Below are 21,713 nucleotides of genomic sequence, written 5' to 3'. Positions count from 1 at the left end.
GTCACGACCGGCGCGGGTCACTGACCCGATTACTGAATCGCCAGTCAGTATCCGAGGCCGTGAAGACCGGTGTCAACGCAACGGCTACTGAATGATGGATCAGTTTTCTGACGCCACTGCGAAGAGGCTTCCGCCCGCTCGGCGCACGGGGGCGTCACGGCCGGCGACACGAGCCGGTCGCCGGCCGTGACGCCGAGTGACGTCGGCGCCGCGCAACCGGGGCGTGCCTTGGAATTCCCTGTGCGTCCAGGTCCCGGATCGGGCACTGTCGGCGGGGCCGCCCATAATGGAGTCCCTGATCGGGAAATCCTGATCGATCCACCGGGAGGCGCTGTGTCACGTTCCCTGAGCTCCGGGCTCCGCCCGCTGCGGCCCGCCGCTTTCGGCGCGGACCCGGCGGGAGAGAGACTCGCGCGCATCCGGAGGTCGCCGAACTTCGCGGACGGCAGCTTCCAGAACCCGGTGGGCGCACGCACCCGGCCCGCGGGTTCCATGATCGAGTTCGCGAAGGTCTTCTTCGCCAAGGAGGGGCGCGTACGCCGGGCGCCCACGGGCACCGTCCCCGTGCACTCCACGACCCTCGCCGACCTCGCCAAGCCCCCGGCGAGCGGCCTGCGGCTGACCTGGATGGGGCACTCCAGCGTCCTCGCCGAGATCGACGGCCGCCGCGTGCTGCTCGACCCCGTCTGGGGCGAGCGCTGCTCCCCGTTCTCCTTCGCGGGCCCCAAGCGGCTGCACCCCGTACCGCTGCCGCTCGCCGCGCTCGGCCCGGTGGACGTGGTGGTGATCTCCCATGACCACTACGACCACCTGGACCTGCCCACGATCCGCGCGCTGGCCGACACGGACACGGTGTTCGCGGTGCCGCTCGGCGTCGGCGCGCACCTGGAGCACTGGGGCGTCCCCGCCGACCGCCTCCGCGAGCTCGACTGGAACGAGTCGACGAAGGTGGCGGGGCTGACCCTGACGGCCACGCCCGCGCGCCACTTCTGCGGCCGAGGCCTGCGCAACGAGCAGCACACCCTGTGGGCGTCCTGGGTCGTCGCCGGTCCCGAGCACCGCGTCTACCACAGTGGTGACACCGGCTATTTCCCCGGCTTCAAGGACATCGGCGCGGAGCACGGGCCGTTCGACGCGACGATGATCCAGATCGGCGCGTACAGCGACTTCTGGCCCGACATCCACATGCGTCCCGAGGAGGGCATGCGCGCCCACCTCGACCTCCAGGGCGGGCCCGGCGGCGGGCCCATGCTGCCGATCCACTGGGGCACGTTCAATCTGGCGCCGCACCCGTGGTCCGAGCCCGGCGAGGGCACGCTCGCGGCGGGACAGCGGGCCGGGGCCAAGGTCGCGCTCCCGTGCCCGGGCGAGCCCTTCGAACCCACGGCCGAGACGCTTCCCGTCCAGCCGTGGTGGCGCGCCATCGCCACCCAGCCCGCGGAAGGCTGGCCCGCGGCGGAGCCGGCGGACCGGCCGGACGCCGGCACGGCAGCCGGCAACGGCGCGGGCGCCGGGACCGGCTCCGGCGAGCAGGAGGCCGTACCGGCGGTCTGAGCACGTCCACGAGGTCCGGGCTCTCAGGTAAGCGTCCGGTGAGAGCCCGGACCTTTGCGCGTGACAGCCCGGATCTCGGCGGGCTGTCCTGGCCCGACTCCCCGAACATCCGGCGTGCCGCGCGCGCCGGAACAGGACGCATTTTCGGGTGAGGGAACACCCGTACCCATGACCGGTCGGGCGTCCAGCCCTGTTATCGGTCTGTCGTACGAAGCCTCATACCAGAGCGGGATCTGGGCCGCCGGACTTTGGCAACTGCCCACCGCATGTGAGCCGTCCCCGACTACCGTGTGTGCTCGCTGAGCGACGCAGCGGCGGCATTCCCACCCGCTCCCGGCCGGGAGCGCGATGCCGCCTGCCCGCCTCGCGCCGACCCGCAGGAGCCCCCACGTACGAGGACGCCGAATGTCTCACCTTCGCCCACCGGCCCCCCGAGCAGACCGCCGAGAGGGCGGTCGGCACGGCAGGCCGGGCGGCCGGTCCGTCCCCCCGCAGCCCGAGACCCACATACGGCCCCAGCTTCTGCGCCTTGCCGTACTGCCCCCGCTCGCCGTCGCCCTGAGCGCCAGCGCGGCCGTTCTCTTCACCATCCGCTCCACGGGCGCCCGCCCCGGGCTCGCCCTCTGGGCCGTCCTGGCCGGAGCGTGCCTCGTCACCCTGGCCGGCATCGTGATCGCCGCCGTGGCCGCCGACCGGGCGGCCAGGACCGTACGCGAACGGGTCGGTGTCCTGCGCCGTGCGAGCGCGCGCGGGCAGGGTGAACTGCGCGGTCTCGTGGAGCAGTTGCGTAAGGGCGAGGGCCCGCCGCCCCGCAGGCAGGCCCCGTCGGCCGCCCCGGACGCCGACGAGTTCGACCTGCTGGCCGCGGACATGACGCGCGCCCAGGACGTGGCCGTCACCGCCGTCGTCCAGGCGTCCCAGCTCTCCAGCCACGCGGGCAGCGAACAGAAGGTCGAGGTCTTCGTCAACCTGGCCCGGCGCCTGCAGTCCCTCGTGCACCGCGAGATCTCGATCCTCGACGAACTCGAGAACGACGTCGAGGACCCCGACCTGCTCAAGGGCCTGTTCCACGTCGACCACCTCGCCACCCGGATCCGCAGGCACGCCGAGAACCTGGCCGTGCTCGGCGGCGCCGTGTCCCGGCGCCAGTGGAGCCGCCCGGTCTCCATGACCGAGGTCATGCGGTCGGCCATAGCGGAGGTCGAGCAGTACTCCCGGGTCAAGCTCGTCCCGCCGGTCGAGGGCACCCTGCGCGGGCACGCCGTCGCCGACTGCATCCACCTGCTCGCCGAACTCGTCGAGAACGCCACCGTGTTCTCGGCCCCGCACACCCAAGTCCTGCTCCGTGCCACCACCGTCACGTCCGGTCTCGCCATCGAGGTCGAGGACCGCGGCCTCGGAATGCCCGTCACCGAGCAGAACAAGATGAACACGCTGCTCGCCGACCCGGACCAGGTCAACGTCGCGAGCCTCCTCCAGGACGGACGTATCGGCCTCTTCGTCGTCTCGCAGCTCGCCCGCAGACACGGCATCACCGTCCGGCTCCAGAGCAATATCTACGGCGGTGTGCAGGCGGTCCTCGTCGTACCGCAGAGCCTGCTCGGGGGCGACGAGAACGAGCCCGCGCCGAGGCCACGGAGCGCCGCGGACGCGACGGACGACAGCGCGCAGACCATGCACCAGCGGCACCAGGCGCATGAGCGGCGACTCTCGCAACACCAGAACCAGCAGGAACGTCAACACCAGCTCGAAGAACAGCCGCAGCTGCAGCCGCAGTCCCACCGCCGACCACCGCAGCTCCAGCCCCAGCCCCAGCTCCAGAACCAGAACCAGCTCCAAAACCAGAACCAGCTCCACCGTCCCCCTCAGCCCGACCACCAGCCTTTCGACCCCCAGCCGTCGGCCCCCCAGTCGTACGAGGCGCCGCACCAACCCCCGCCGCCGCCACGCGAGACCCCGCACGCCGGCGTGGCCGTCGTCCCGCGGCAGCCTCAGGGCGGTGCCTCCGACGGCAGGCAATCCGGGGCGAACGGCGTCGCGCCGCCCCTCCCGCTGCGTACCGCCAGGGACGAGCGACGGACACCCGCCGACGCGCTGCCCGGCATCCGTTCCGAGGACCGGCAGGCCACCGGAGAGCCCACGCCCGTCCAGCCGACCCCGGGCAACGGCGCCGTGCGCGGCACCATGGGGCGGCCCCAACTTCCCAAACGGCGCGTCCAGGAACACCTCGCGCCGCAGCTCAGGGGCGGCCCGGCACAGCGGCAGGAGCGCCCCGAGAACGAGGCGCCCGTACTCCACGACCCGGGTCTCATGGCGGCGTTCCAGCGCGGCATCGGGCTCGCGGAGGCGGCCGCGGCAAGGGACCTGACCCTCGGCACGCGCGACCTGCCGCAGGCCGGTCCCGAGCCGACCGGCGGTCCCGCCACCGGGTCACTCGCCGCCTACGAACCGGACGCACGGCACGACGGGAGCGATCCGGCCGGATGACGTTCGCCCGCCACCTGTGCCCCCACTCCCCGTGAGCCCGCCAAGTGCCGCAAGCAGTCCCGCACTTCCCTCAGTCAACGCACCCCCAGCAGTCCACCAAGGAGTCGATCCCCCATGGCGAGCGATGTGCCGACGGGTCATGTGTCCGATCTCGACTGGCTGATGAGCGGCCTCGTCCAGCGTGTGCCGCACACCCGCAGCGCCGTCCTCCTCTCGTCCGACGGGCTGGTCAAGTCCGTCCACGGCCTCGACGCCGACAGCGCCGACCACATGGCGGCCCTGGCGTCGGGCCTGTACTCCCTCGGCCGTAGCGCGGGTGTCCGTTTCGGGGACGGGGGTGAGGTCCGGCAGGTCGTCGTCGAGCTGGACTCCACCCTGCTGTTCGTCTCCACCGCGGGCTCCGGCACGTGCCTCGCGGTGCTCGCCGGGCGTGAGGCCGACGCCGCGGTGCTCGGCTACGAGATGGCCATGCTGGTCAAGAGCGTGCGCCCGTACCTGATGACCGCACCCCGCCAGCACGCGGCCGAACCCACGGCGATGAGGAACTGAGCATGACGGCCCCGCAGGACGGGCCGTGGCTCGACGCAGCGGCCGGCCGCCTCGTCCGCCCGTACACGGTGAGCAACGGGCGGACGCAGCCGACCGCCTCGCTGGATCTGCTGTCGCTGGTGATGGCGACCGGGGCCACCCCGCTCGGCTACCTGGGGCCCGAACACGACGAGGCGCTCAAACTGTGTGCCCACCCCACATCGGTCGCGGAGATCGCGGCCCAACTGAAACTCCCCGCCGCCGTCACGAAGGTCCTGCTGTCCGACCTCGTCGACTGCGGGGCGATCACCACCAAGCCCCCCACGTTCCACGACAACCCCACTGACCGGTCCCTACTGGAGGCAGTGCTCGATGGACTACGACGACAGCTCTGACGCCTTCCCCACCGCGCTGAAGATCCTGGTGGCGGGTGGCTTCGGTGTCGGCAAGACGACCTTCGTCGGCGCGGTCAGCGAGATCGCCCCGCTGAGCACGGAGGAGCTGCTCACCACGGTCAGCGCCGAGACCGACGACCTCGAAGGCATCGAGAACAAGGTCGAGACGACGGTCGCGATGGACTTCGGGCGGATCACCCTGGACCCGCAGCACGTGCTGTATCTGTTCGGCACGCCCGGGCAGGAGCGCTTCTGGTTCATGTGGGACGAGCTCTCCGAGGGGGCGCTCGGCGCGGTGATCCTCGCGGACACCCGCCGTCTCGAGGACTGCTTCGCGGCCGTCGACTTCTTCGAGGAGCGCGGCATGGGGTTCATCGTGGCCGTCAACGAGTTCGACGGCGCCTACCGTTACGGCCCCGACGAGGTGCGGGCGGCCATCGACCTCGACCCGCAGGTGCCCGTCGTGCGGTGCGACGCCCGGATCTCCAGCTCCGGCATCCAGACCCTTCTCACCCTCGTCAGGCACCTCTTGGCCCACGCCCCCGCCCCGACGTACGGGGCGCGCACATGACGACCTCAGACGGTGACCGTCCCGCCGTCGGGGAACGTGATCCGCACCTGCCTGGCGTCCCCTGGGTCCGCCACACATGAGATCGACTCGCGCAGGGCCTGCGGATGCACGACGTCGCGCGTCAGGACCGCGAGCGTGACGTGCACGCCGGATCCTGTGGGGTGGCCGGTCGAGCGGAGGTAGGGCGTCGCCGAGTGCGGGCCGTAGGCGTTGGCCTCGACCTCCCGTGCGATACCGGACTCCTCGTCCCAGCCGTGCAGCGCCACCACCGCGCTGGTCACCCCGGACTCCGTGCGCGTCAGCGCCCAGCCCGGGCCCCGCTCGGCGTGGACGCTGGTCTCGTCGGCGACCGCGTAGCCGCCCTCGCGCACCGTCACGCCCTCGGGTGCCTGCACCCGGTGCACGCGGATCTCCCACGGCCCGTGCAGCACGGTCGTCGACTCGATCGGGAACTCCTCGTCGAATCCGGGCAGTTGGGCGTCATGGCGGGAAGAGGCGACGCGCCCCTCACAGGAGATCGGGTGGATCCGGCGCCGGCGTGAGGGGGTGCCGTCCTCCGCGATGAGCGCCACATGGTTGTCGACGGTCCGCTGCCAGGCGTGCGGGGCCGACTCGGGTGCCGTCGCCGTGGAGTAGGCGAGCTTCGCGTAGTGCGGATCGTCCGTGGCGGGACCTTCGAGCGGGTTGTGGTCGCTGCCGTGGTTGATCAGCCGCACGATCCCGTCGTGGGGCGTGCCGTGCAGCAGCCAGCCGGGCGCGGGCAGCGCCGTGTACTGCTCGGACTTCTCGACGGGCAGCTGCGCCTCGCGCTCGGTCCACACCGGATGGTCGGCGGGCAGCAGCAGTCCGAGGAACCCCTTGCTCGCCCAGTACGGCGAGGCGGGGCCCGAGTACGGCTGCGTCGTCGGCAGGAACGTCCCGTACCAGCCGAGCGGCAGCAGGCCCCGCTCGTCGGGGACGCCGCGCTCCACGAAGTGCCGTGCGGTGCCCGACGCGAGGCGTCGGGTGAGCCCCGGCTCCAGCGGGGTGCAGTCCGCGAGCGCGCCCATCCACACGGGCGCGGTGGCGGCGAAACGGTACGTCAGTGAGCGGCCCTGGTGCACGGGTGCGCCGTCACCGCCGAAGAAGTGCGGGTAGGTGGTGAGGAACTGAGACAGGCGTTCCCGGTAGACCTTCGCGCGGCCGCCGTCGCCGTCCGGGCCCGCCATCCGCGCCCACAGCAGCGGGTACAGATGCATGGCCCAGCCGATGTAGTAGTCGAAGTTGCGGCCGTCGCCGTCGGTGTACCAGCCGTCGCCGACATACCAGTCCTCGATACGGTCGAGGCCGCCGTCGATGTCCTCCTGGCTGTGCGGGGCCCCGACCGAGGCCAGGAACTGCTCCGAAACCACCTGGAACAGACGCCAGTTGTTGTCCCAGGTGCGGCCGCCGACGAATCCGGAGAACCAGTCCACGATCCGCTCCTGGACCCGGGAGTCGAGCTTGTCCCAGATCCACGGGCGGGTCTCGTGCAGCCCGATCGCGATGGACGCGGCCTCCACCATCTGCTGGGAACAGTCGGTGAGTTCGGGCCACGCCTCGCCGTCGAGGCCCGTGCCGCGGCGGCGGTCGGTGCCCGTTGTCAGACCCTGCGCGTAGCGTTCTACGAGTCGGGGATGCACGTCCCCGCCCGCGCCCGCTATGCGGAAGGAGGCCAGCAGGAATGACCGTGCGAACCCCTCCAGCCCGTCCGACACGACCCCCGACCAGCTGGCCCGCCCCGGCAGCCGGTACTGCGCGAACCCGGGCGTAGCGTACGGGACGAGCGCCTCCAACTGCCGGTCGGCGAGCGCCTCCCAGTGGGCCCGCGTCCAGCCCGTGAGCGGGGACAGGACACGGTCGGTGGGCGGCAGCGAGAGGTGCGGTGCGGGCATGGGGGCGTGTCGCTCCTTGATCGGAAGTGGCGGGCCGGGGGTGACCCTATGCGCGCCTGGGACGGACGTCGACGGTCGGAATTGACGGACATGACCTCATGCGAGCTCGGCCGTGTGGCTGTGCCCGCGTGAGCCCGCGACGTCGACCGTCAGGACGGGCCGGCGGCCTGGGGTGAGAGTGATCGTGTCGTCGGCACGCGTCACCTTGCGCACGGGGAAGGGGAGTTCGACCGTGAGAGTCGACCCGGTGCGTCCGGGGTCGGCCACGGCGACCGCGATGGCGTCGCCGTGCCGCCGCACCAGGACGGTGCCGGGACCGGACGACGTGAGTCCGGCGGCGCTCCCGGGACCCCAGAAGTGCGCGGCGAGGAGCCCGAGACGGCGCGCTTCGACGGCCTGCACCGTGGCGTCGTTCGCCACGATCCGCACGGGCCGTGAGTGCGCCCAGACTCCGGTCGCCACGGCGCTCGCACCCGGCAGGAGCACATAGGCGTACGAGGAGTCGGTGGGGGAGGAGCCGTGGTCGAACCACAGCGTGACGTAGCGGCGGGTGACCGGGTCGGTGTCGCCGCCGGTGTCCGCGCCGGAGTTGAGGGCGCCCCACGTGCCGGTGCGTTCCTCCCGCAGCGCCCGCAGCGGGACGCCGCCGGGCGCGCGTCCCGGATGGTCGGGAAAGACGTAGCCGCCCGTGCCTTCCAGATGCGCCCAGTCGGCGCCGGACAGTGACGCGGACCAGCCCTGCTCGCCGGGCTGCCGCCGCCCGTCCACCAGGAGGCGCGGCGCTCCGTCCGTGTGCAGACTGCGGTTCTCGACGACGGTCTCGATCGTGCGGCCGTCGCTCGCGGTGATGCCGGCGCCGAGCGCGACGACCGCGTTGTCCAGGCAGAACCACGCCTTCCGCGCCTGCAGAGTGCTGCCGTCGGCGATGAGTTCCATCGCTGCCGCGCCATAGCGGTCCTGGAGGACGGCGCCACCCGCCACGGCGTTCTTCGGGCGGTACGTGCCGGTGCCGGCGCCCGTGCCGAGGTTCGCACGCGCGCGCGTGTCCACCGTCGTGCCCGGCAGCCGGTACGGGTCGACGGTCGGCCAGAACCCGTCGCCGAACTGGCCGAGGTCGTCACCGTCGTACAGGTACGTCATGCCGTCGCCGGTGTACCAGCCGTGGAGGTTCTCGCCGTTGCCCGCCTCGTACGCGGCGATGCGCTTCGAGGAGAGCGACAGGGCGAGCGCCCAGCCGGGCCGCCGGTGCACCGCGCGGTCCATGTCGGCGAACGAGAAGTGACCGGTGAGACGCTCCGCGGCCGGGATCGCCTTGTCGTCGAGGACGGCCTTCGCGCGCGCCAGAGCCGGGATGCCGACGAGACCCGCGTACGGATTGGCCTTGTTGCGGCTGATCCACCCCTTGGCGAGCGCGCGCCAGCGGTCGGCGTACGGGGCCGGGGCGCCTGCGGCGAGCTGGAGGATGTAAGTGAGGGTGACAGCGCCGTCGTTGTAGTCGCGGGCTCGCTCGCGGGAGATCGCCCGCCCGCGCAGCGCGTCCATCATCAGCCCGTCGAACACGACGGGCGAGAAGGACCGCTCCACCGCCTCGTAGAGCACCGACACCTTCGGGTCGCTCAGGGCCCAGTCCGACCCGGCGAGCAGCGCGATCAGCTGCCCCGCGCTGCCGAGCAGCACACTCCCGTACGTCCCCGTGTAGGCAACGCTGTCGTGCTGGACGAACGACCCGTCCTCGTAGAAGCCGTCGCCCGAGGTGACATAGGTGAACAGGCTGCGGCGCCCGTTGTCCCGCACGTCCGACAGGCCGTCGCGGGCCAGCGCGACGGTGGCCGCGTCCCGGGCGAGGAGCCCGCGCAGGGCCACGATGACGGCCTTGTCGGCGCGGTTCGCGCCGGTCTCGGACAGGGAGGGGGAGTTGGTGCGGCGGTCGGGGTTCGGGCAGAACTTCGCGACGGTCGCGACGTATCCGGCCAGATCCGCGGCAGGCAGCTTCGACCGCAGGAGTACGCAGGTGTCCATCAGCGCGCGGGGCGCGCCGATCTCCCAGAACCACCAGTTGCCGGACTCGCCGCGGGCCGGGTTGTAGCCGGTGGTGCCCAGGAAGCCCAGCGCCGCGACGAGTGCGTCGGCGACTTCGGCGCTGCCGGTCAGCGAGGTGCCGGGGGTGGCCCAGGCGGTGGCCAGGGTGCGCAGGCGCGGATAGCTCTGCCCGAACATTCCGGGGTCCGACGCGGGGGAGAGGTCGGCCCACAGTGCCTTCCTGCCCGCGCTTCGGTCGAGGTCCTTCCACCAGGCGGACGCCTGTGTGTCGAGGGCCTTGACGGCGGCCGCGAAGTCCGGATCGGCGGTGTCGAACGCGCCGCCGGTGAGCTGCTCCTCGGCGCGCGCCAGCAGTACGTCGAAGGCGTCGGTGGCAGGGGTGTCCGCCGCTTCCACGGCGTTCGCCGCCGTGGCGACGCCCGCTGTCAGGGGGAGCGCCGCCGCGGCGGTCGCGCCCGCGAGGGTCAGGGTCTGTCTGCGAGTGAGGTCCATGTTCGGTGGGTCCCCTCCGGTTCGGTCACGTCAGTCGGGTCAGTCGGTCAGCGTGGCCGGTTCGACGGTCGGCTTCGGCAGCTCGAGCGCGGCGATCTCGGCCAGTCCGGTGGCGTCGATGGGGAAGGCCCAGTCGCGCACGAAGAAGTCCGTGAGGTCACGGCCGGAGACACGGCTGGCGTAGGTCGACAGGGCGCGGTACCGCTTGGCGGTCTCGGTGTAGTCGGACTGCGGGTTCTCCTCGCGCACAAGCTTGTGCAACCGCGGCCAGAAGTCGTCACCGAAGGCCAGCTCCAGCTGCCGCAGCGGCACGAGCTTCTCGTAGGCGCCGAAGGACTTCTCGTACGTCAGCCCGTCCGTGCCGAACTTCGCGCGTGCGGACTGGAAGGGGTTGAGGCCGGTCTTCGGGTCGACGGTCAGAAGATTGGACGGCTGGCCAAGGGCCCGCTGCACCGCGAGCGAGTAGATGTTGACCGTGACCTCGGTCAGGCCCGTCGGCTTGTACGCCATCTGCTGATGCAGGTGCCCGAGTTCGTGGTAGAGGCCCCAGCCCCGGGTGCGCAGTCCGTCGACGGTGGTGGCGCGGTCGAGATAGGCGCGCGGGAAGCCGTTGTAGCCGTGCGTGGCGTAGGCACCGACGCCGGACGGGACCACCGACACCTCGGTGAAGTGGTAGCCGCCGGCCTTCGGCCGGTGCACCGGCTTCGACCCGTCGAGCCCGCTGATCCGCGACTCGGCCTCGATGATCTCCTCGACGAGCCGGAGCAGCGCCGCGTGGTCCTGGTCGCGGTACAGGAGCGCGCCGTCGCGCGTCAGCGTCATGATGGTGCGCGGCGCGTGCAGCTCGACCACCGGTATGTCGGTGAGGGTGTCCAACTGCCGTTGGTAGTCGGCCTCGGAGGTGTGGCCGAGCGTGAAGACGGGCATCGCGGTGGCGCCCGCCGTGAACTTCACGGCGGCGCGCTCGCCGTGTCCTTCGAGGGAGAAGTAGACGGGACCGCCGTGCGGGTCGGTGACCGTGTTGGCGCCGGGCTTCAGCGCATAGCTGCGCGGCTCCGTCACCGTGCCGTAGTAGTCCCACTGCCCGATCCAGAGCGTGGGCACGAGGCCGTCGTAGGGCAGCACGTCGAAGCGCAGCGCGGTCCCGGCCGGGACGTACTGCCCGGTCGGCTGGAACTCGGTGGCGCGCAGGGCCTGTCCGAGGCGGAGGCGCTCCGTCTCGGCGGAGGGGCGCGCGATGAGCGGGATGGTGAGGCCGACACCGCCCGTGGCGTGGGCACGTGCGGTGCCGGTGCCGAGGAGCGTGGCGGCTCCGGCGCCGGCCAGGGTGGCGAGCACCGCACGACGGGAGAAGCCCGAGGTGGCGGGGGTGTCGGCGAGGACAGCGGGGTCGGCTGAGGCGGCGGAGGGTATACGGGCAGGGCGCATCCAGAGACTCCCATGGGGATCAACAGCATCGGAGTGATGTGCGGGCTGCGCGCCAGCATGTAAGCGTTTGCTATCCCGCCGCAAGAGGGCCCGGCAAGTTTCTGTCTGTTACTACGACCTGAGGGGAGGAAACCGGTGAACAGGGCCGGCCGGAACGCCGTTGAACGGTCCAGGGCAGCACGTCGTGAGCCGGGGTGCCGTACACCGGACCGGGGCGTCGTGAGTCGGCGTGCCGTACACCGGACCGGGGCGTCGTGGGTCGGTGTGCCGTATACCGGACGGAGCGTCGTGGGCCGGGGCGTCGCAAGCCGGGACGCCGTGGGCCGGGGCGCAGCGAACCAAAGCGTAGTGAGCCGGAGCGCCTCAAGCCGGGGCGCGGCAGACCGAGATGCCGTGAGCCGGTGCGCAGTTCACCCCCGGCGGCGGCGCACCCCACGTGGCGCCGCCACGGAGTCGCGTACCACCAGATGCGTACCGAGGCGGAGCGTGCCCGTCGTCGGGGCCCGCCAGTCGTCCTCGTCGCCGCCGGCGAGGGCGACGCGGACGGCCTGGCGGCCCATCTCCTCCAGCGGGATGTGCACGGTGGTGAGGCGCGGCCGCAGCTCCTGCGCCACGGGCACGTCGTCGTAGCCGACCAGGGAGACGTCCTGCGGCACCCGCATCCCGGCCTCCTCCAGGGCCTGGGCCGCGCCCGCCGCCACGATGTCGTTGGCCGCGAAGACGGCGGTGAACTCCGGCCCGTCGCGCAGCAGTTCCGTCATCCGGCGGTGCCCGAACTGGCGGCTGAACGCCCCGGGCTGCACGAGCGCCGGATCGCGCGGCAGCCCGCGCTGCTCCAGGGCGCGACGGTGGCCGGCGATCCGTTCCTTGGTGGTGGAGAGCCCCGGCGGGCCGCCGAGGTACAAGATCCGCTCGTGGCCCTCGGTCAGGAGGTGGTCGGTGATCGCGAAGGCGCCGCCCTCGTTGTCGTACTCGACCCCGACCGTGGGCGCGTCCTTGCCGAGGGAGGGGCGGCCGCACAGCACGAGCTTCGAGCCGCCGGCGTCCAGTTCGCGGGCGCGGCGTTCGAGTTCCGTGCGGTAGCCGCGGTCGGCGACGCTGCCACCGACGAGGATCACCGCGTCGGCGCGACGCTCGTGCATCAGCTCGATGAAGGCCAGCTCGCGCTGCGGGTCGCCCTGGGTGCTGCAGACCAGGCAGAGCCTGCCGCCCGCCGTCGCCTCGCGTTCCACGCCGCGCGCGATGTAGGCGTAAAAGGGGTCGACCACGTCGCTGATGATGATGCCGACCGTGCGTCCGGAGACACCCGCCAGCGCGCGGGCATGGGCGTTGACCACATAGCCCAGCTCCCGCATGGCCTCCTCGACGCGCTCGCGGGTGGCGGCAGCGACCGGGTAGTTGCGGTTCATCACGCGGGACACGGTCGCGGTCGACACGCCCGCGAGACGCGCCACGTCCACGACGGTCGCGCGCCGTCCGTTCGCCGTAGAGCCCTGCCGGGGCATCCGGACCTCCCCCTGGTCGTCGCGGTCGTCGTGGTCTTCCCGACCGTCCTGGTCACCGGTCTGCGCGGCGGGCCCCGCGACCCGTCCCGCGACCCTCCCGCACGCAGAGCCTATGGCGTCCTCGGAGCCCCCGCTCACGCGATCCGCTCCAGTTCCTCCAGGAGGACCGGGTGGTTGAGAGGCACCCCGCGCGCGTAGCGGGCGAGTTCGTCGACCGCGAGGGCGCCGAGCCGCCCCACCTCGTTGCCCTGCGCCCCCGCCAGGTGCGGGGTGATGAAGACGTTGGGCAGGTCCCACAGGGGGTGGTCGGCGGGCAGCGGCTCGGGGTCCGTGACGTCGAGTACGGCGTCGATCCGGCCGCTGACCAGGTGCGCGGTGAGGGCTTCGGTGTCGACGAGCGGGCCGCGTGCCGTGTTGATCAGCAGGGCGCCCGGGCGCATCAGCGCGATCCGTCGCTCGTCGAGCAGGCGGTGGGTGAGGGGGGTGGACGGCGCGTGCAGGGTCACGACGTCGCTGGTGGCGACGAGGGTGTCGAGGTCGGTGCGGGTGGCCCCGAGCAGCTCCGCCTCGGCGTCGCTCACGTACGGGTCGTGGAGCAGTACGTCGGCGTCGATGGAGCGCAGCAGCTGGATGACCCTGCGGCCGGTGCGGGAGGCGCCGACCACGCCGACGGTGATGCCGTGCGTGCCGAGCCAGTGGTGGCGGTCGAGGTCGGCCGCCGTGCGGTGGGAGCGGCGGGAGCGGAAGAGCTGGGCGAGCGGGAAGGCCCGTTTGGCGCCCATGATGATCGCCGCGAGGGTGAACTCCGCGACGGGTACGGCGTTGGCGGCCGCGGCGGACGACACCGCGATGCCGCGTCCGTACGCCTCGGGGGTCAGGAACGTCTTGACCGTGCCCGCCGAGTGGATCACCGCGCGCAGCCGCGGTGCCCGGTCGAGCACGTCCGTGTCGATGTGAGGACAGCCCCAGCCGGTCAGCAGGACCTCGCACTCGGCGAGCGCGGCCACCGCCTCGGGACTCCCGAACTCGCCCACCACCTGCGGCGGCCGGATGTCCGCGGACTCCTCGAGCCGGAGCCGTACGGCGGGCGGGAAGACGTCGTCGAGCAGCCCCGCGTCCATCGCCAGGACGGTACGGGGCCTGCGTGGGGGCCGTGTGGAGCCGGCGGAGTCGGCCTGGACCGGCGACTCGTCAGTGGTACGCACCCTGCCTCCGGACAGTAAACGTGTTCTATGAGGTCACCGCACGCTAGGGATCACGAGGGGTGAGCGTCAAGCATGCCGACCACGGCCCTAGCCCGCCGTACCACGACATAGCGCTAAATGCCCGTCAGGAATGGGCAGTTGAAAAGCTCGCTTGACCCAGGTGTTGCCCAGACCTATTGACGTGAGGGGTAACCGATTACTAACTTGCCGCCCCATGGCTGATACAACGCCCTCCCCGCCGCGGGCAGTTCACCGCCTCTCGCTGGGGCAGCGGCTCAAGCGGGACAAGGTCATGCTGCTGCTGACCCTGCCGGGCCTGCTCTATTTCTGCGTCTTCCACTACGTGCCGCTCCTCGGCTACGTGGTGGCGTTCCAGGACTACCAGCCGTACCTGGGCTACATGCACAGCGCCTGGGCAGGCGTCTCGAACTTCACGTCCGCCTTCGCCGACCCGGCGTTCTGGTCGGCGACCGGCAACACGCTGAAGATCGCACTCGTCCAGCTGGTGTTCTTCTTCCCGGTCCCCATCGCCCTCGCGCTGCTGCTCAACAGCATCGTCAGTGACAAAGTCCGCCGGTTCGTGCAGAGCGTCGTCTACCTGCCGCACTTCATCGGCTGGGTCATCATCGTCTCGATCTTCCAGCAGATCCTCGGCGGCGCCGGCGTCCTGCCCGACCTCCTCGGCCACCTCGGCCTGCCGCGCTACGACATGACGACCGACCCGGCCGCCTTCCCCTGGCTCCTCACCCTCCAGGTGGCCTGGAAGGACGCGGGCTGGGGCACGATCATCATGCTCGCCGCCCTGCTCAACATCGACCGGGGCCTGTACGAGGCCTCGGCGATCGACGGGGCGGGGCGCGCCCGGCGCCTGTGGCACGTCACGCTGCCAGGCATCTCCCCGGTGATCATCCTGCTCCTGATCCTCAACCTGGGGCAGATCCTCTCCGTCGGCTTCGAGCAGATCCTGCTCCAGCGCGACGCGGTCGGCCCCGCCGCCGGTGAAGTCCTCGACACCTACGTGTACTTCCACGGGATCAAGAACAACGACTGGGGCACGTCGGCGGCCGTAGGACTGGTCAAGGCGGTCATCGGCACCGTCCTCGTACTCGGCGCGAACAAGTTCGCCCACCGGCTCGGCCACGAAGGGGTGTACCGCGGTGCTGACCGCTGAGACGCAGACGGCGGCCGCCGGACGCCGCACACGCAAGCCGGCCGCCCCGGCCGACACCGGCATCAGGGTGTCCGACGGCCGCCCGCCCTGGATGGAGAAGCCAACCCGAACCGGCCTGTTCCTCAAGGGTCTTGTGCTGGTCCTGGTGGTCGCGGCCGTCGCCTACCCGCTGCTCGGTGTGATCGGCACGAGCTTCGCCTCGCAGTCCGACATCATCCGCAGCCCCGGCCTGGTCCTGTGGCCCGACCACCCGACCCTGGAGGCGTACCGCACGGTCTTCAGCGGCGGTGTCGTCACGCACGCGCTGCTCATCTCCGTCGGCGTGACCCTCGTGGGCACCGCGACCAGCGTCCTCGTCACCATCGGGATGGCGTACGGCCTCTCGCGCCGCGAGGTCACCGGCTCCCGCTTCATCCTCATGACGGCCCTGTTCACGATGCTCTTCGACCCGGGCATCATCCCCAAGTTCCTCACCATCAAGGAACTCGGCCTGTACAACACCCTGGCCTCGCTCGTGCTGCCCACCATGGTCAGCGCGTTCAACCTCGTCGTCCTGCGCTCCTTCTTCATGAACCTGCCCGAGGAGCTGTACGACGCCGCGAAGGTGGACGGCGCGGGCGACCTGCGCACCCTGGTGCGCATCGTGCTGCCGCTGTCGAAGGCCGTCATCGCCGTGATCAGCCTGTTCTACGCGGTGACGTACTGGAACGCCTTCTTCAACGCGATGCTCTACCTGAGCGACAACGACAAGTGGCCGCTCTCCATGGTCCTGCGCACCTTCGTCCTCCAGGGCCAGTCCCTCGAAGGCGCCTCGGCCGGTGAGGCCCTCGCGCCCCAGCAGGCCGTGCAGATGGCCGTTCTGGTGATCGCCGTCGTGCCGATCCTGTGCGTCTATCCCTTCCTCCAGCGCTACTTCACCAAGGGCGTCCTCACCGGCGCCATCAAGGGCTGACGCCGCACAGTCCCACTGCACAGCCCCGTCTCGCACCCCCCGCGCCCATGTCCCCTCCGTCACCGAGGAGTTCACCGTGTCGCGCTCCACCCCCATCAGTCGCAGAACCCTGCTGAGGACATCCCTCGGCCTGGGCCTCGGACTCGCCGCGGCCCCGCTGCTGACCGCCTGCGGTGACGGCGGCGCCGCCGAGAAGTCCGCCGCGAAGAGCGGCAAGGTGCTGCCGTCCACCGTCACGGCCAACACCGTCAAGGCCGACCTCCCCGGCACGGCCGCCGGTGTGCCCAACGCCTTCTACGGCTACCCGAAGACTCCGGTCCGCTCCGTCCAGGGCACTCCGCTCAAGGGCGCCAAGACCGTCAAGGCGTTCACCGAGACCTACGCGCCGCCCGCCCCGGGCCGTGGCAGGAACGCCGCCTGGCAGGCGATCGAGAAGCGGCTCGGCGGCACGGTCGACATCACCGCCGTGGCCGCCGACGACTACCCGGCGAAGTTCTCGACGATGGTCGCGAGCGGAGACCTAGCGGACGTGTTCATGTACCCGGAGAGCGGGGGAGTCGACCACAAGGCCTCCTTCCTCGCCGCCGAGTGCGCGGACCTGACGCCGTTCCTGTCGGGCGACAAGGTCAAGGCGTACCCGAACCTCGCGGCGATCCCCGCGAGCGCGTGGCAGCAGGCCCTCTACGGCGACAAGCTCTACGGCGCCCCGGTCACCCGTTACGGCACTTCGGGAGCCGGCTTCTACCGGCACGACCTGTTCAAGGAGGTCGGGGTCGACAGTCTTGACCAGATCACCGACCTGGACCGCTTCTTCGAGGTCTGCAAGGAGCTCACGCAGCCCAAGAAGAAGCAGTACGCGATCATCGCGGGCGCCACCAGCATGCTCGCGATGTCGGCCGGCGCCCCCTACTTCTGGTCGATGGACAAGAAGACCGGCAAGTTCACCGCCGACCTCGAGACCGACGAGTACCGCGCCGCCGTGGAGATGGCGGCCAAGCTCTACAAGGCGGGCTGCTACTACCCGGGCACCCTCGCCATGAGCGGCGCCCAGAAGGCCCAGTACACGGACCTCTTCAAGAACGGCAAGGGCGCGTACGTCTACGACGGCATGCCCGCCTACCTTCAGCCCGCCAGCGGGTACGTCGACGCGATGGCCGCCATCGACAAGCGCTACGACGTGAGGCCCTTCGTGCCGGTCGGTACCAAGGCGGTCACCTGGACCGACAACGCCACGCTCAGTGAGTCCTTCGTGAAGAAGGCCCCCAAGGAGCGCGTCGAGCAGATCCTGCGCCTCCTCGACTTCATCGCGGCGCCGTTCGGTACCGAGGAGTACACCCTGATCAACTTCGGGGTGGAGGGCGCCGACTTCAAGCGCGACGCCAAGGGCATCCCGGTGCTCACGCCCAGCGGCAGCCAGGACATCGGCGTCCCCTGGGGCAAGCTCGCCTCCGGTGTCCCCGCGCTGTTCTCGCCGACGTCGAAGGACGCGGTGACGTACGCGCACGAGGCGTACACGAAGCTCGTTCCGAAGCTGGTGAAGTCCGACTACCTGGACTACACGTCCCCGACCTGGGACTCGAAGGGGTACGGCAGCCTCGGCACCCTCAAGGGCGACGGGCTCAAGGACATCATCTCCGGCCGCAAGTCCATGAAGGACTACGACGCCCTGGTCAAGGACTACCTCGCCAAGGGCGGGGAGCAGTGCCGCTCCGAATTCGAGGACGCCGCCCAGAAGGGAACCGGCAAGTGACCCGCACCGTACGCGCCGCCATCGCCACCGCCGCGGCCACCGCGACCCTCGCCCTGGCCGCGCCCGCGCAGGCGCACCCGTTCGACCCGAAGCCCGGCGCGGACGGCGTCGGGGACCCGCTCTTCCCGACGCTCGGCAACGGCGGCTACGACGTCCGGCACTACGACCTGTCCTTCGACTTCACGCCGGTGACGTACGACTTCACCGGCACCATGAAGATCAGCGCGAAGGCCACCCAGGACCTCTCCTCCTTCAACCTCGACATCGACTCGCTCGCCATCGACGCGGTGAAGGTCGACGGCGAGGACGCGTCCTTCGCCGTATCGCTCGGCAAGAGCGGCCAGGAGCTGACGGTCACCCCCGCCGGCGGCCTGCACGACAACCGGCCCTTCGAGGTCGCCGTCACCTATCACGGCAACGGCAGGACCAAGCCCATCGGCGCTCCCGGCTGGCGTTACATGAGTGACGGAGGGTTCGCCTCCGCGGCGCAGTCGTCCCGCGCCGACACGTTCGCCCCGGTCAACGACACCACGATGGACAAGGCGAGCTGGACCTTCCACCTCACCGCCCCCGACGGCTGGACGCCCGGTGCCAACGGCACCGCGACCGGCACCCGCCCGGCGGGCGAGGGGAAGACCACCTCCGACTTCCGGCTCGACGCGCCCATGGCCTCCGAACTCCTCGGCATCTCCGTGGAGAAACAGACCCTCCTGACGGGACACGGGCCGCACGGAGTGACACTGCGCCACTACGTCCCCGACGACCAGGTGGCCACGTACCGGCCGATCGTCGAGCAGACCGGCGGCCAGATCGCGTGGCTGGAGAAGACCCTCGGCGTGCGCTTCCCGTTCGACACCTACGGGATGCAGATCGTCCGCGACGGCTACAGCGACGCGTTGGAAAACCAAACCCTGTCACTGTTCGGGCCGGGCTGGTTCAAGAACGCGTCCACGTCGACGACGTACACGAACGTCATGGTCCACGAGATGACCCACCAGTGGTTCGGCGACTCGGTCACGCCCACCACCTGGCAGAGCGCCTGGCTGAACGAGGGGCCCGCCGTCTACTACGCGGCCCTGTGGGCCGACCAGCAGGGCACCGCCTCCATGGAGGACAAGATGAAGACCGCGTACGGCAAGCTCGACGCCGTCCGCAAGACCGACGGGCCGCCCGGACTGCCCACCGAACTCGGCGGGTTCAACATCTACGACGGGGCCGCCGTCGTGCTCTACGCCCTCAACCAGCAGGTCGGCCAGGACGACTACGACGCGATCATGAAGTCCTGGCTCACGAAGCACCGGCACGCCAACGCCGACTCCCAGGACTTCATCGACAACGCGGTACGGGTCACGCACGACCCGTCGCTGCGGCCCTTCCTGGAGGACTGGCTGTTCAGCAAGGACAACCCGCCCATGCCCGGCCACCCCGACTGGAGCTGACGCCGATCATGAACGGCACCCGCATCGCCGTAGCCCTCGCCGCCACGGCCGCCCTCCTGTCCACCGCCCCCGCCGCACAGGCCGACCCGTCCCCCCGTGTCCTGCACGCCGCCCCCGACGGCTCCGGCACCGCCTGTACGCACGGCCGCCCCTGTTCCCTCGGCGGCGCCCGCGACGCCGCCCGCACCGTCGACGGACGCGACGTACGCGTCGAACTTGCCGACGGAACCTACGCGTTGAGCAGACCGCTGGAACTCGGCGCGGCCGACTCCGGGCGCGACGGGCACACCGTCACCTGGACCGCCGAGCGAGGCGCACACCCCGTACTCTCCGGGGGCAAGGCCCTGAAGGGCTGGGACAGCAACACCGACGGGACCTGGACCACGCACGTCCCCGAAGGTGTCACGCCCCGCCAGCTCTTCGTCGACGGGGTACGGGCCGTGCCCGCACGCGGCGCATCGTGCGCCGCCTCCGTGTGCGACGCCACCAAGACCGGCATGACCGGCGCGAAGGCCACCGGCATCGCCTCCTGGGCCCGCCCCACCGACGCCGAGGCCGTCATCAGCGTCCGCTGGCGCAACTACCACTGCCGCATCGACTCCGTCACCGGCGACATCCTGACCTTCGCCCAGCCCTGCTGGACCAACTCCGCCTCCGGCACCGACCGCACGGGCCCCGCGTGGGACACCACCGCGGTCGACTCGTCGCGCTACTCGAAGGTCAAGTACTTCGAGAATGCGCCCGAACTCCTCGATCAGCCGGGCGAGTTCGTCTGGAACTCGGACGCCCGCACCCTCACGTACCTGCCGCGCAAGGGCGAGGACATGCGCGGCGCCAAGGCCGTCACCCCGGCCACCGAGCAGCTTCTCGTCCTCGACGGCGCCCACGACGTGCGCATCGAGGGCATCGCGCTGCGTTACGCGGCCTGGCACCAGCCCTCCACCGACGAGGGCTACGCCGGCATGCAGGCGGGACTCGTACTCACCGGCGCCACCGGCCCCAAGGACCACGCGGGCCGCTACTACACCAAGCCCTCCGCCGCCCTCACCGTGCGGGGCGGCAGGCATGTGAGCGTCGACCAGGTCGAGTTCAGCCGGCTCGGCGGCGCCGGAGTGGTGTTCGAAGCCGGTACGCAGGATTCGAAGCTCACCCGCTCGCGCTTCACCGACCTGTCCTCCGGAGCCGCCTACATAGGGGACACGGAACCCATGCCGGCTCCTGAACTCGTGGGTGCGCGCAACACGGTGGCGTACAACACCATCCGCCGCACCGGTGTGGAGTTCACCGACGCCGTCGGCATCTGGGCCGGCTACGAGGCCGCCACCGTCATCGACCACAACACCCTCGACGACCTGCCCTACTCGGGCATCTCCGTCGGCTGGGGCTGGAACCAGCCCGAGGCGCAGAAGTCCGTCCTGCGCGACAACCGGATCACGAACAACCGGATCACGAACGTCATGCGCGTCGAGCACGAGCAGCACGACGGCGGCGCCATCTACACCCAGGGCGCCCAGCCCGGCACCGTCATCTCCGGCAACTACATCAACCGCAGCGCCTTCGGCAACACCGAGCGCGACGGCAACGGCATCTACCTCGACGAACAGTCCAGCCACATCCGTGTCGAGGGCAACGTCCTCACCCGCCTCGGCTACAAGTGGGTGTCCAACTGGGCCGACTACGGCATCGACAACCACGCCACCGGCAACTGGACCGACACCGACGCCCCCGCCCTCGCCGGCACCGGCTCGGCGACGGCCGACAACCACACCAAGCTCGACCGGCTCCCCGCCGACGCGCTGAAGGTCGCCGCCGCCGCGGGCGCCCAGGGACACGACCGCGCCGAACAGCTTCGCCCCGACCTCGCCCGCACCGGCACCGCCTCGCAGTCCTCCACGGACGGCACCGCCACCGCGGCCGCCGCGACCGACGGAGACACCTCCACCGACACCCGCACCCTGTCCGAGCCGGGCGCCTGGTGGCAGGTCGACCTGGGGTCCATACAGCACGTCGGGCAGGTCGAGGTCTGGAACAACACCGCGATGACCACGACCGGCTTCGACGTCCAGCTGGCCCGCACCGCGGACTTCGCGGACGCCACCACCCTCCACGTCCCGGGCAAGGCCCTGCGGCCCACCGTCCTGGACACCGACACGGGCACCGAGGCCCGCTACGTACGGATCAAGCTCACGGGAACGGGACGCGTGGCACTCGCCCACGTGCTTGTCCACCCCTAGAAGACTCATGAAGATCTTGCTGAGGGGTTGTCCGGCCGCAGGCCGGGCG

15 protein-coding genes are annotated in these 21,713 nt (G+C 71.1%); 10 read left to right on the top strand and 5 right to left on the bottom strand.

Annotation, left to right across the window (positions count from 1 at the left end):
• Positions 1-333: 333 nt before the first annotated feature.
• The 5 genes from OG456_RS05130 (at position 334) to OG456_RS05110 (ending at position 5,535) form a co-directional block, all read left to right on the top strand.
• Positions 334-1,554: an MBL fold metallo-hydrolase gene (locus OG456_RS05130; protein ID WP_266557623.1), complete on the top strand. Its 1,221-nt coding sequence runs from the start codon at positions 334-336 to the stop codon at positions 1,552-1,554.
• A gap of 405 nt (positions 1,555-1,959) precedes the next feature.
• Positions 1,960-4,041, top strand: a complete 2,082-nt coding sequence (locus OG456_RS05125; protein WP_266557621.1) for a sensor histidine kinase KdpD — start codon at positions 1,960-1,962, stop codon at positions 4,039-4,041.
• 114 nt (positions 4,042-4,155) lie between these two features.
• A complete protein-coding gene (locus OG456_RS05120) occupies positions 4,156-4,590 on the top strand; it encodes a roadblock/LC7 domain-containing protein (RefSeq protein ID WP_100591713.1) in 435 nt (144 codons plus the stop codon).
• Positions 4,591-4,592: 2 nt separating this feature from the next.
• Complete coding sequence (locus tag OG456_RS05115; RefSeq protein ID WP_266557615.1) at positions 4,593-4,964, top strand: DUF742 domain-containing protein; 372 nt, start codon at positions 4,593-4,595, stop codon at positions 4,962-4,964.
• A complete protein-coding gene (locus OG456_RS05110) occupies positions 4,942-5,535 on the top strand; it encodes an ATP/GTP-binding protein (protein ID WP_266557613.1) in 594 nt (197 codons plus the stop codon). The genes OG456_RS05115 and OG456_RS05110 overlap by 23 nt, the downstream gene beginning before the upstream one ends.
• A gap of 5 nt (positions 5,536-5,540) precedes the next feature.
• Here the strand turns inward: OG456_RS05110 and OG456_RS05105 are convergent, their stop codons facing one another.
• The 5 genes from OG456_RS05105 to OG456_RS05085 all read right to left on the bottom strand — a co-directional run bounded on the left by OG456_RS05105 (position 5,541) and on the right by OG456_RS05085 (position 14,034).
• On the bottom strand, positions 5,541-7,448 hold the full coding sequence (locus OG456_RS05105) for a DUF2264 domain-containing protein (protein WP_266557611.1): 1,908 nt from the start codon (positions 7,446-7,448) through the stop codon (positions 5,541-5,543).
• A gap of 96 nt (positions 7,449-7,544) precedes the next feature.
• The gene (locus tag OG456_RS05100) at positions 7,545-9,980 is read right to left on the bottom strand and encodes a polysaccharide lyase 8 family protein (protein ID WP_266557609.1); all 2,436 of its coding nucleotides are present in this window, start codon (positions 9,978-9,980) and stop codon (positions 7,545-7,547) included.
• A 39-nt stretch (positions 9,981-10,019) separates the two neighbouring features.
• Positions 10,020-11,408 carry a M60 family metallopeptidase gene (locus OG456_RS05095; RefSeq protein WP_266557607.1) on the bottom strand — a complete coding sequence of 463 codons (1,389 nt, stop codon included), beginning with the start codon at positions 11,406-11,408 and terminating at the stop codon, positions 10,020-10,022.
• Positions 11,409-11,818: 410 nt separating this feature from the next.
• A complete protein-coding gene (locus tag OG456_RS05090) occupies positions 11,819-12,913 on the bottom strand; it encodes a LacI family DNA-binding transcriptional regulator (RefSeq protein WP_266569046.1) in 1,095 nt (364 codons plus the stop codon).
• Positions 12,914-13,047: 134 nt separating this feature from the next.
• Positions 13,048-14,034 (bottom strand): hydroxyacid dehydrogenase, encoded by a 987-nt coding sequence (locus OG456_RS05085; protein WP_266569044.1) that lies wholly within the window; start codon positions 14,032-14,034, stop codon positions 13,048-13,050.
• A 298-nt stretch (positions 14,035-14,332) separates the two neighbouring features.
• On the opposite strand from OG456_RS05085, the gene OG456_RS05080 reads away from it, so the two are divergent.
• From OG456_RS05080 to OG456_RS05060, 5 genes are all read left to right on the top strand, one after another.
• Positions 14,333-15,289 (top strand): sugar ABC transporter permease, encoded by a 957-nt coding sequence (locus OG456_RS05080; RefSeq protein WP_266557605.1) that lies wholly within the window; start codon positions 14,333-14,335, stop codon positions 15,287-15,289.
• A 91-nt stretch (positions 15,290-15,380) separates the two neighbouring features.
• A complete protein-coding gene (locus tag OG456_RS05075) occupies positions 15,381-16,241 on the top strand; it encodes a carbohydrate ABC transporter permease (protein WP_227300673.1) in 861 nt (286 codons plus the stop codon).
• A 76-nt stretch (positions 16,242-16,317) separates the two neighbouring features.
• Positions 16,318-17,991 (top strand): extracellular solute-binding protein, encoded by a 1,674-nt coding sequence (locus OG456_RS05070; protein WP_266557603.1) that lies wholly within the window; start codon positions 16,318-16,320, stop codon positions 17,989-17,991.
• On the top strand, positions 17,988-19,430 hold the full coding sequence (locus OG456_RS05065; protein ID WP_266557601.1) for a M1 family metallopeptidase: 1,443 nt from the start codon (positions 17,988-17,990) through the stop codon (positions 19,428-19,430). Before OG456_RS05070 ends, OG456_RS05065 begins: the two co-directional genes overlap by 4 nt.
• 8 nt (positions 19,431-19,438) lie before the next feature.
• Positions 19,439-21,664 carry a right-handed parallel beta-helix repeat-containing protein gene (locus tag OG456_RS05060; protein ID WP_266557599.1) on the top strand — a complete coding sequence of 742 codons (2,226 nt, stop codon included), beginning with the start codon at positions 19,439-19,441 and terminating at the stop codon, positions 21,662-21,664.
• Positions 21,665-21,713: the final 49 nt, after the last annotated feature.

The sequence above is a fragment of the Streptomyces sp. NBC_01446 genome (genome assembly GCF_026340095.1).
Classification (GTDB): Bacteria; Actinomycetota; Actinomycetes; order Streptomycetales; family Streptomycetaceae; genus Streptomyces; species Streptomyces aureus.
This window is presented reverse-complemented; position numbering and strand designations above follow the sequence as displayed.

Bases quoted from the DNA above. Each gene is read 5' to 3' on its own strand.
- OG456_RS05125 (WP_266557621.1), top strand. From the start codon at position 1,960: ATGTCTCACCTTCGCCCACCGGCCCCCCGAGCAGACCGCCGAGAGGGC.
- OG456_RS05120 (WP_100591713.1), top strand. From the start codon at position 4,156: ATGGCGAGCGATGTGCCGACGGGTCATGTGTCCGATCTCGACTGGCTG.
- OG456_RS05115 (WP_266557615.1), top strand. From the start codon at position 4,593: ATGACGGCCCCGCAGGACGGGCCGTGGCTCGACGCAGCGGCCGGCCGC.
- OG456_RS05110 (WP_266557613.1), top strand. From the start codon at position 4,942: ATGGACTACGACGACAGCTCTGACGCCTTCCCCACCGCGCTGAAGATC.
- OG456_RS05105 (WP_266557611.1), bottom strand. From the start codon at position 7,448: ATGCCCGCACCGCACCTCTCGCTGCCGCCCACCGACCGTGTCCTGTCC.
- OG456_RS05100 (WP_266557609.1), bottom strand. From the start codon at position 9,980: ATGGACCTCACTCGCAGACAGACCCTGACCCTCGCGGGCGCGACCGCC.
- OG456_RS05095 (WP_266557607.1), bottom strand. From the start codon at position 11,408: ATGCGCCCTGCCCGTATACCCTCCGCCGCCTCAGCCGACCCCGCTGTC.
- OG456_RS05090 (WP_266569046.1), bottom strand. From the start codon at position 12,913: ATGCCCCGGCAGGGCTCTACGGCGAACGGACGGCGCGCGACCGTCGTG.
- OG456_RS05085 (WP_266569044.1), bottom strand. From the start codon at position 14,034: ATGGACGCGGGGCTGCTCGACGACGTCTTCCCGCCCGCCGTACGGCTC.
- OG456_RS05080 (WP_266557605.1), top strand. From the start codon at position 14,333: ATGGCTGATACAACGCCCTCCCCGCCGCGGGCAGTTCACCGCCTCTCG.
- OG456_RS05075 (WP_227300673.1), top strand. From the start codon at position 15,381: ATGGAGAAGCCAACCCGAACCGGCCTGTTCCTCAAGGGTCTTGTGCTG.
- OG456_RS05060 (WP_266557599.1), top strand. From the start codon at position 19,439: ATGAACGGCACCCGCATCGCCGTAGCCCTCGCCGCCACGGCCGCCCTC.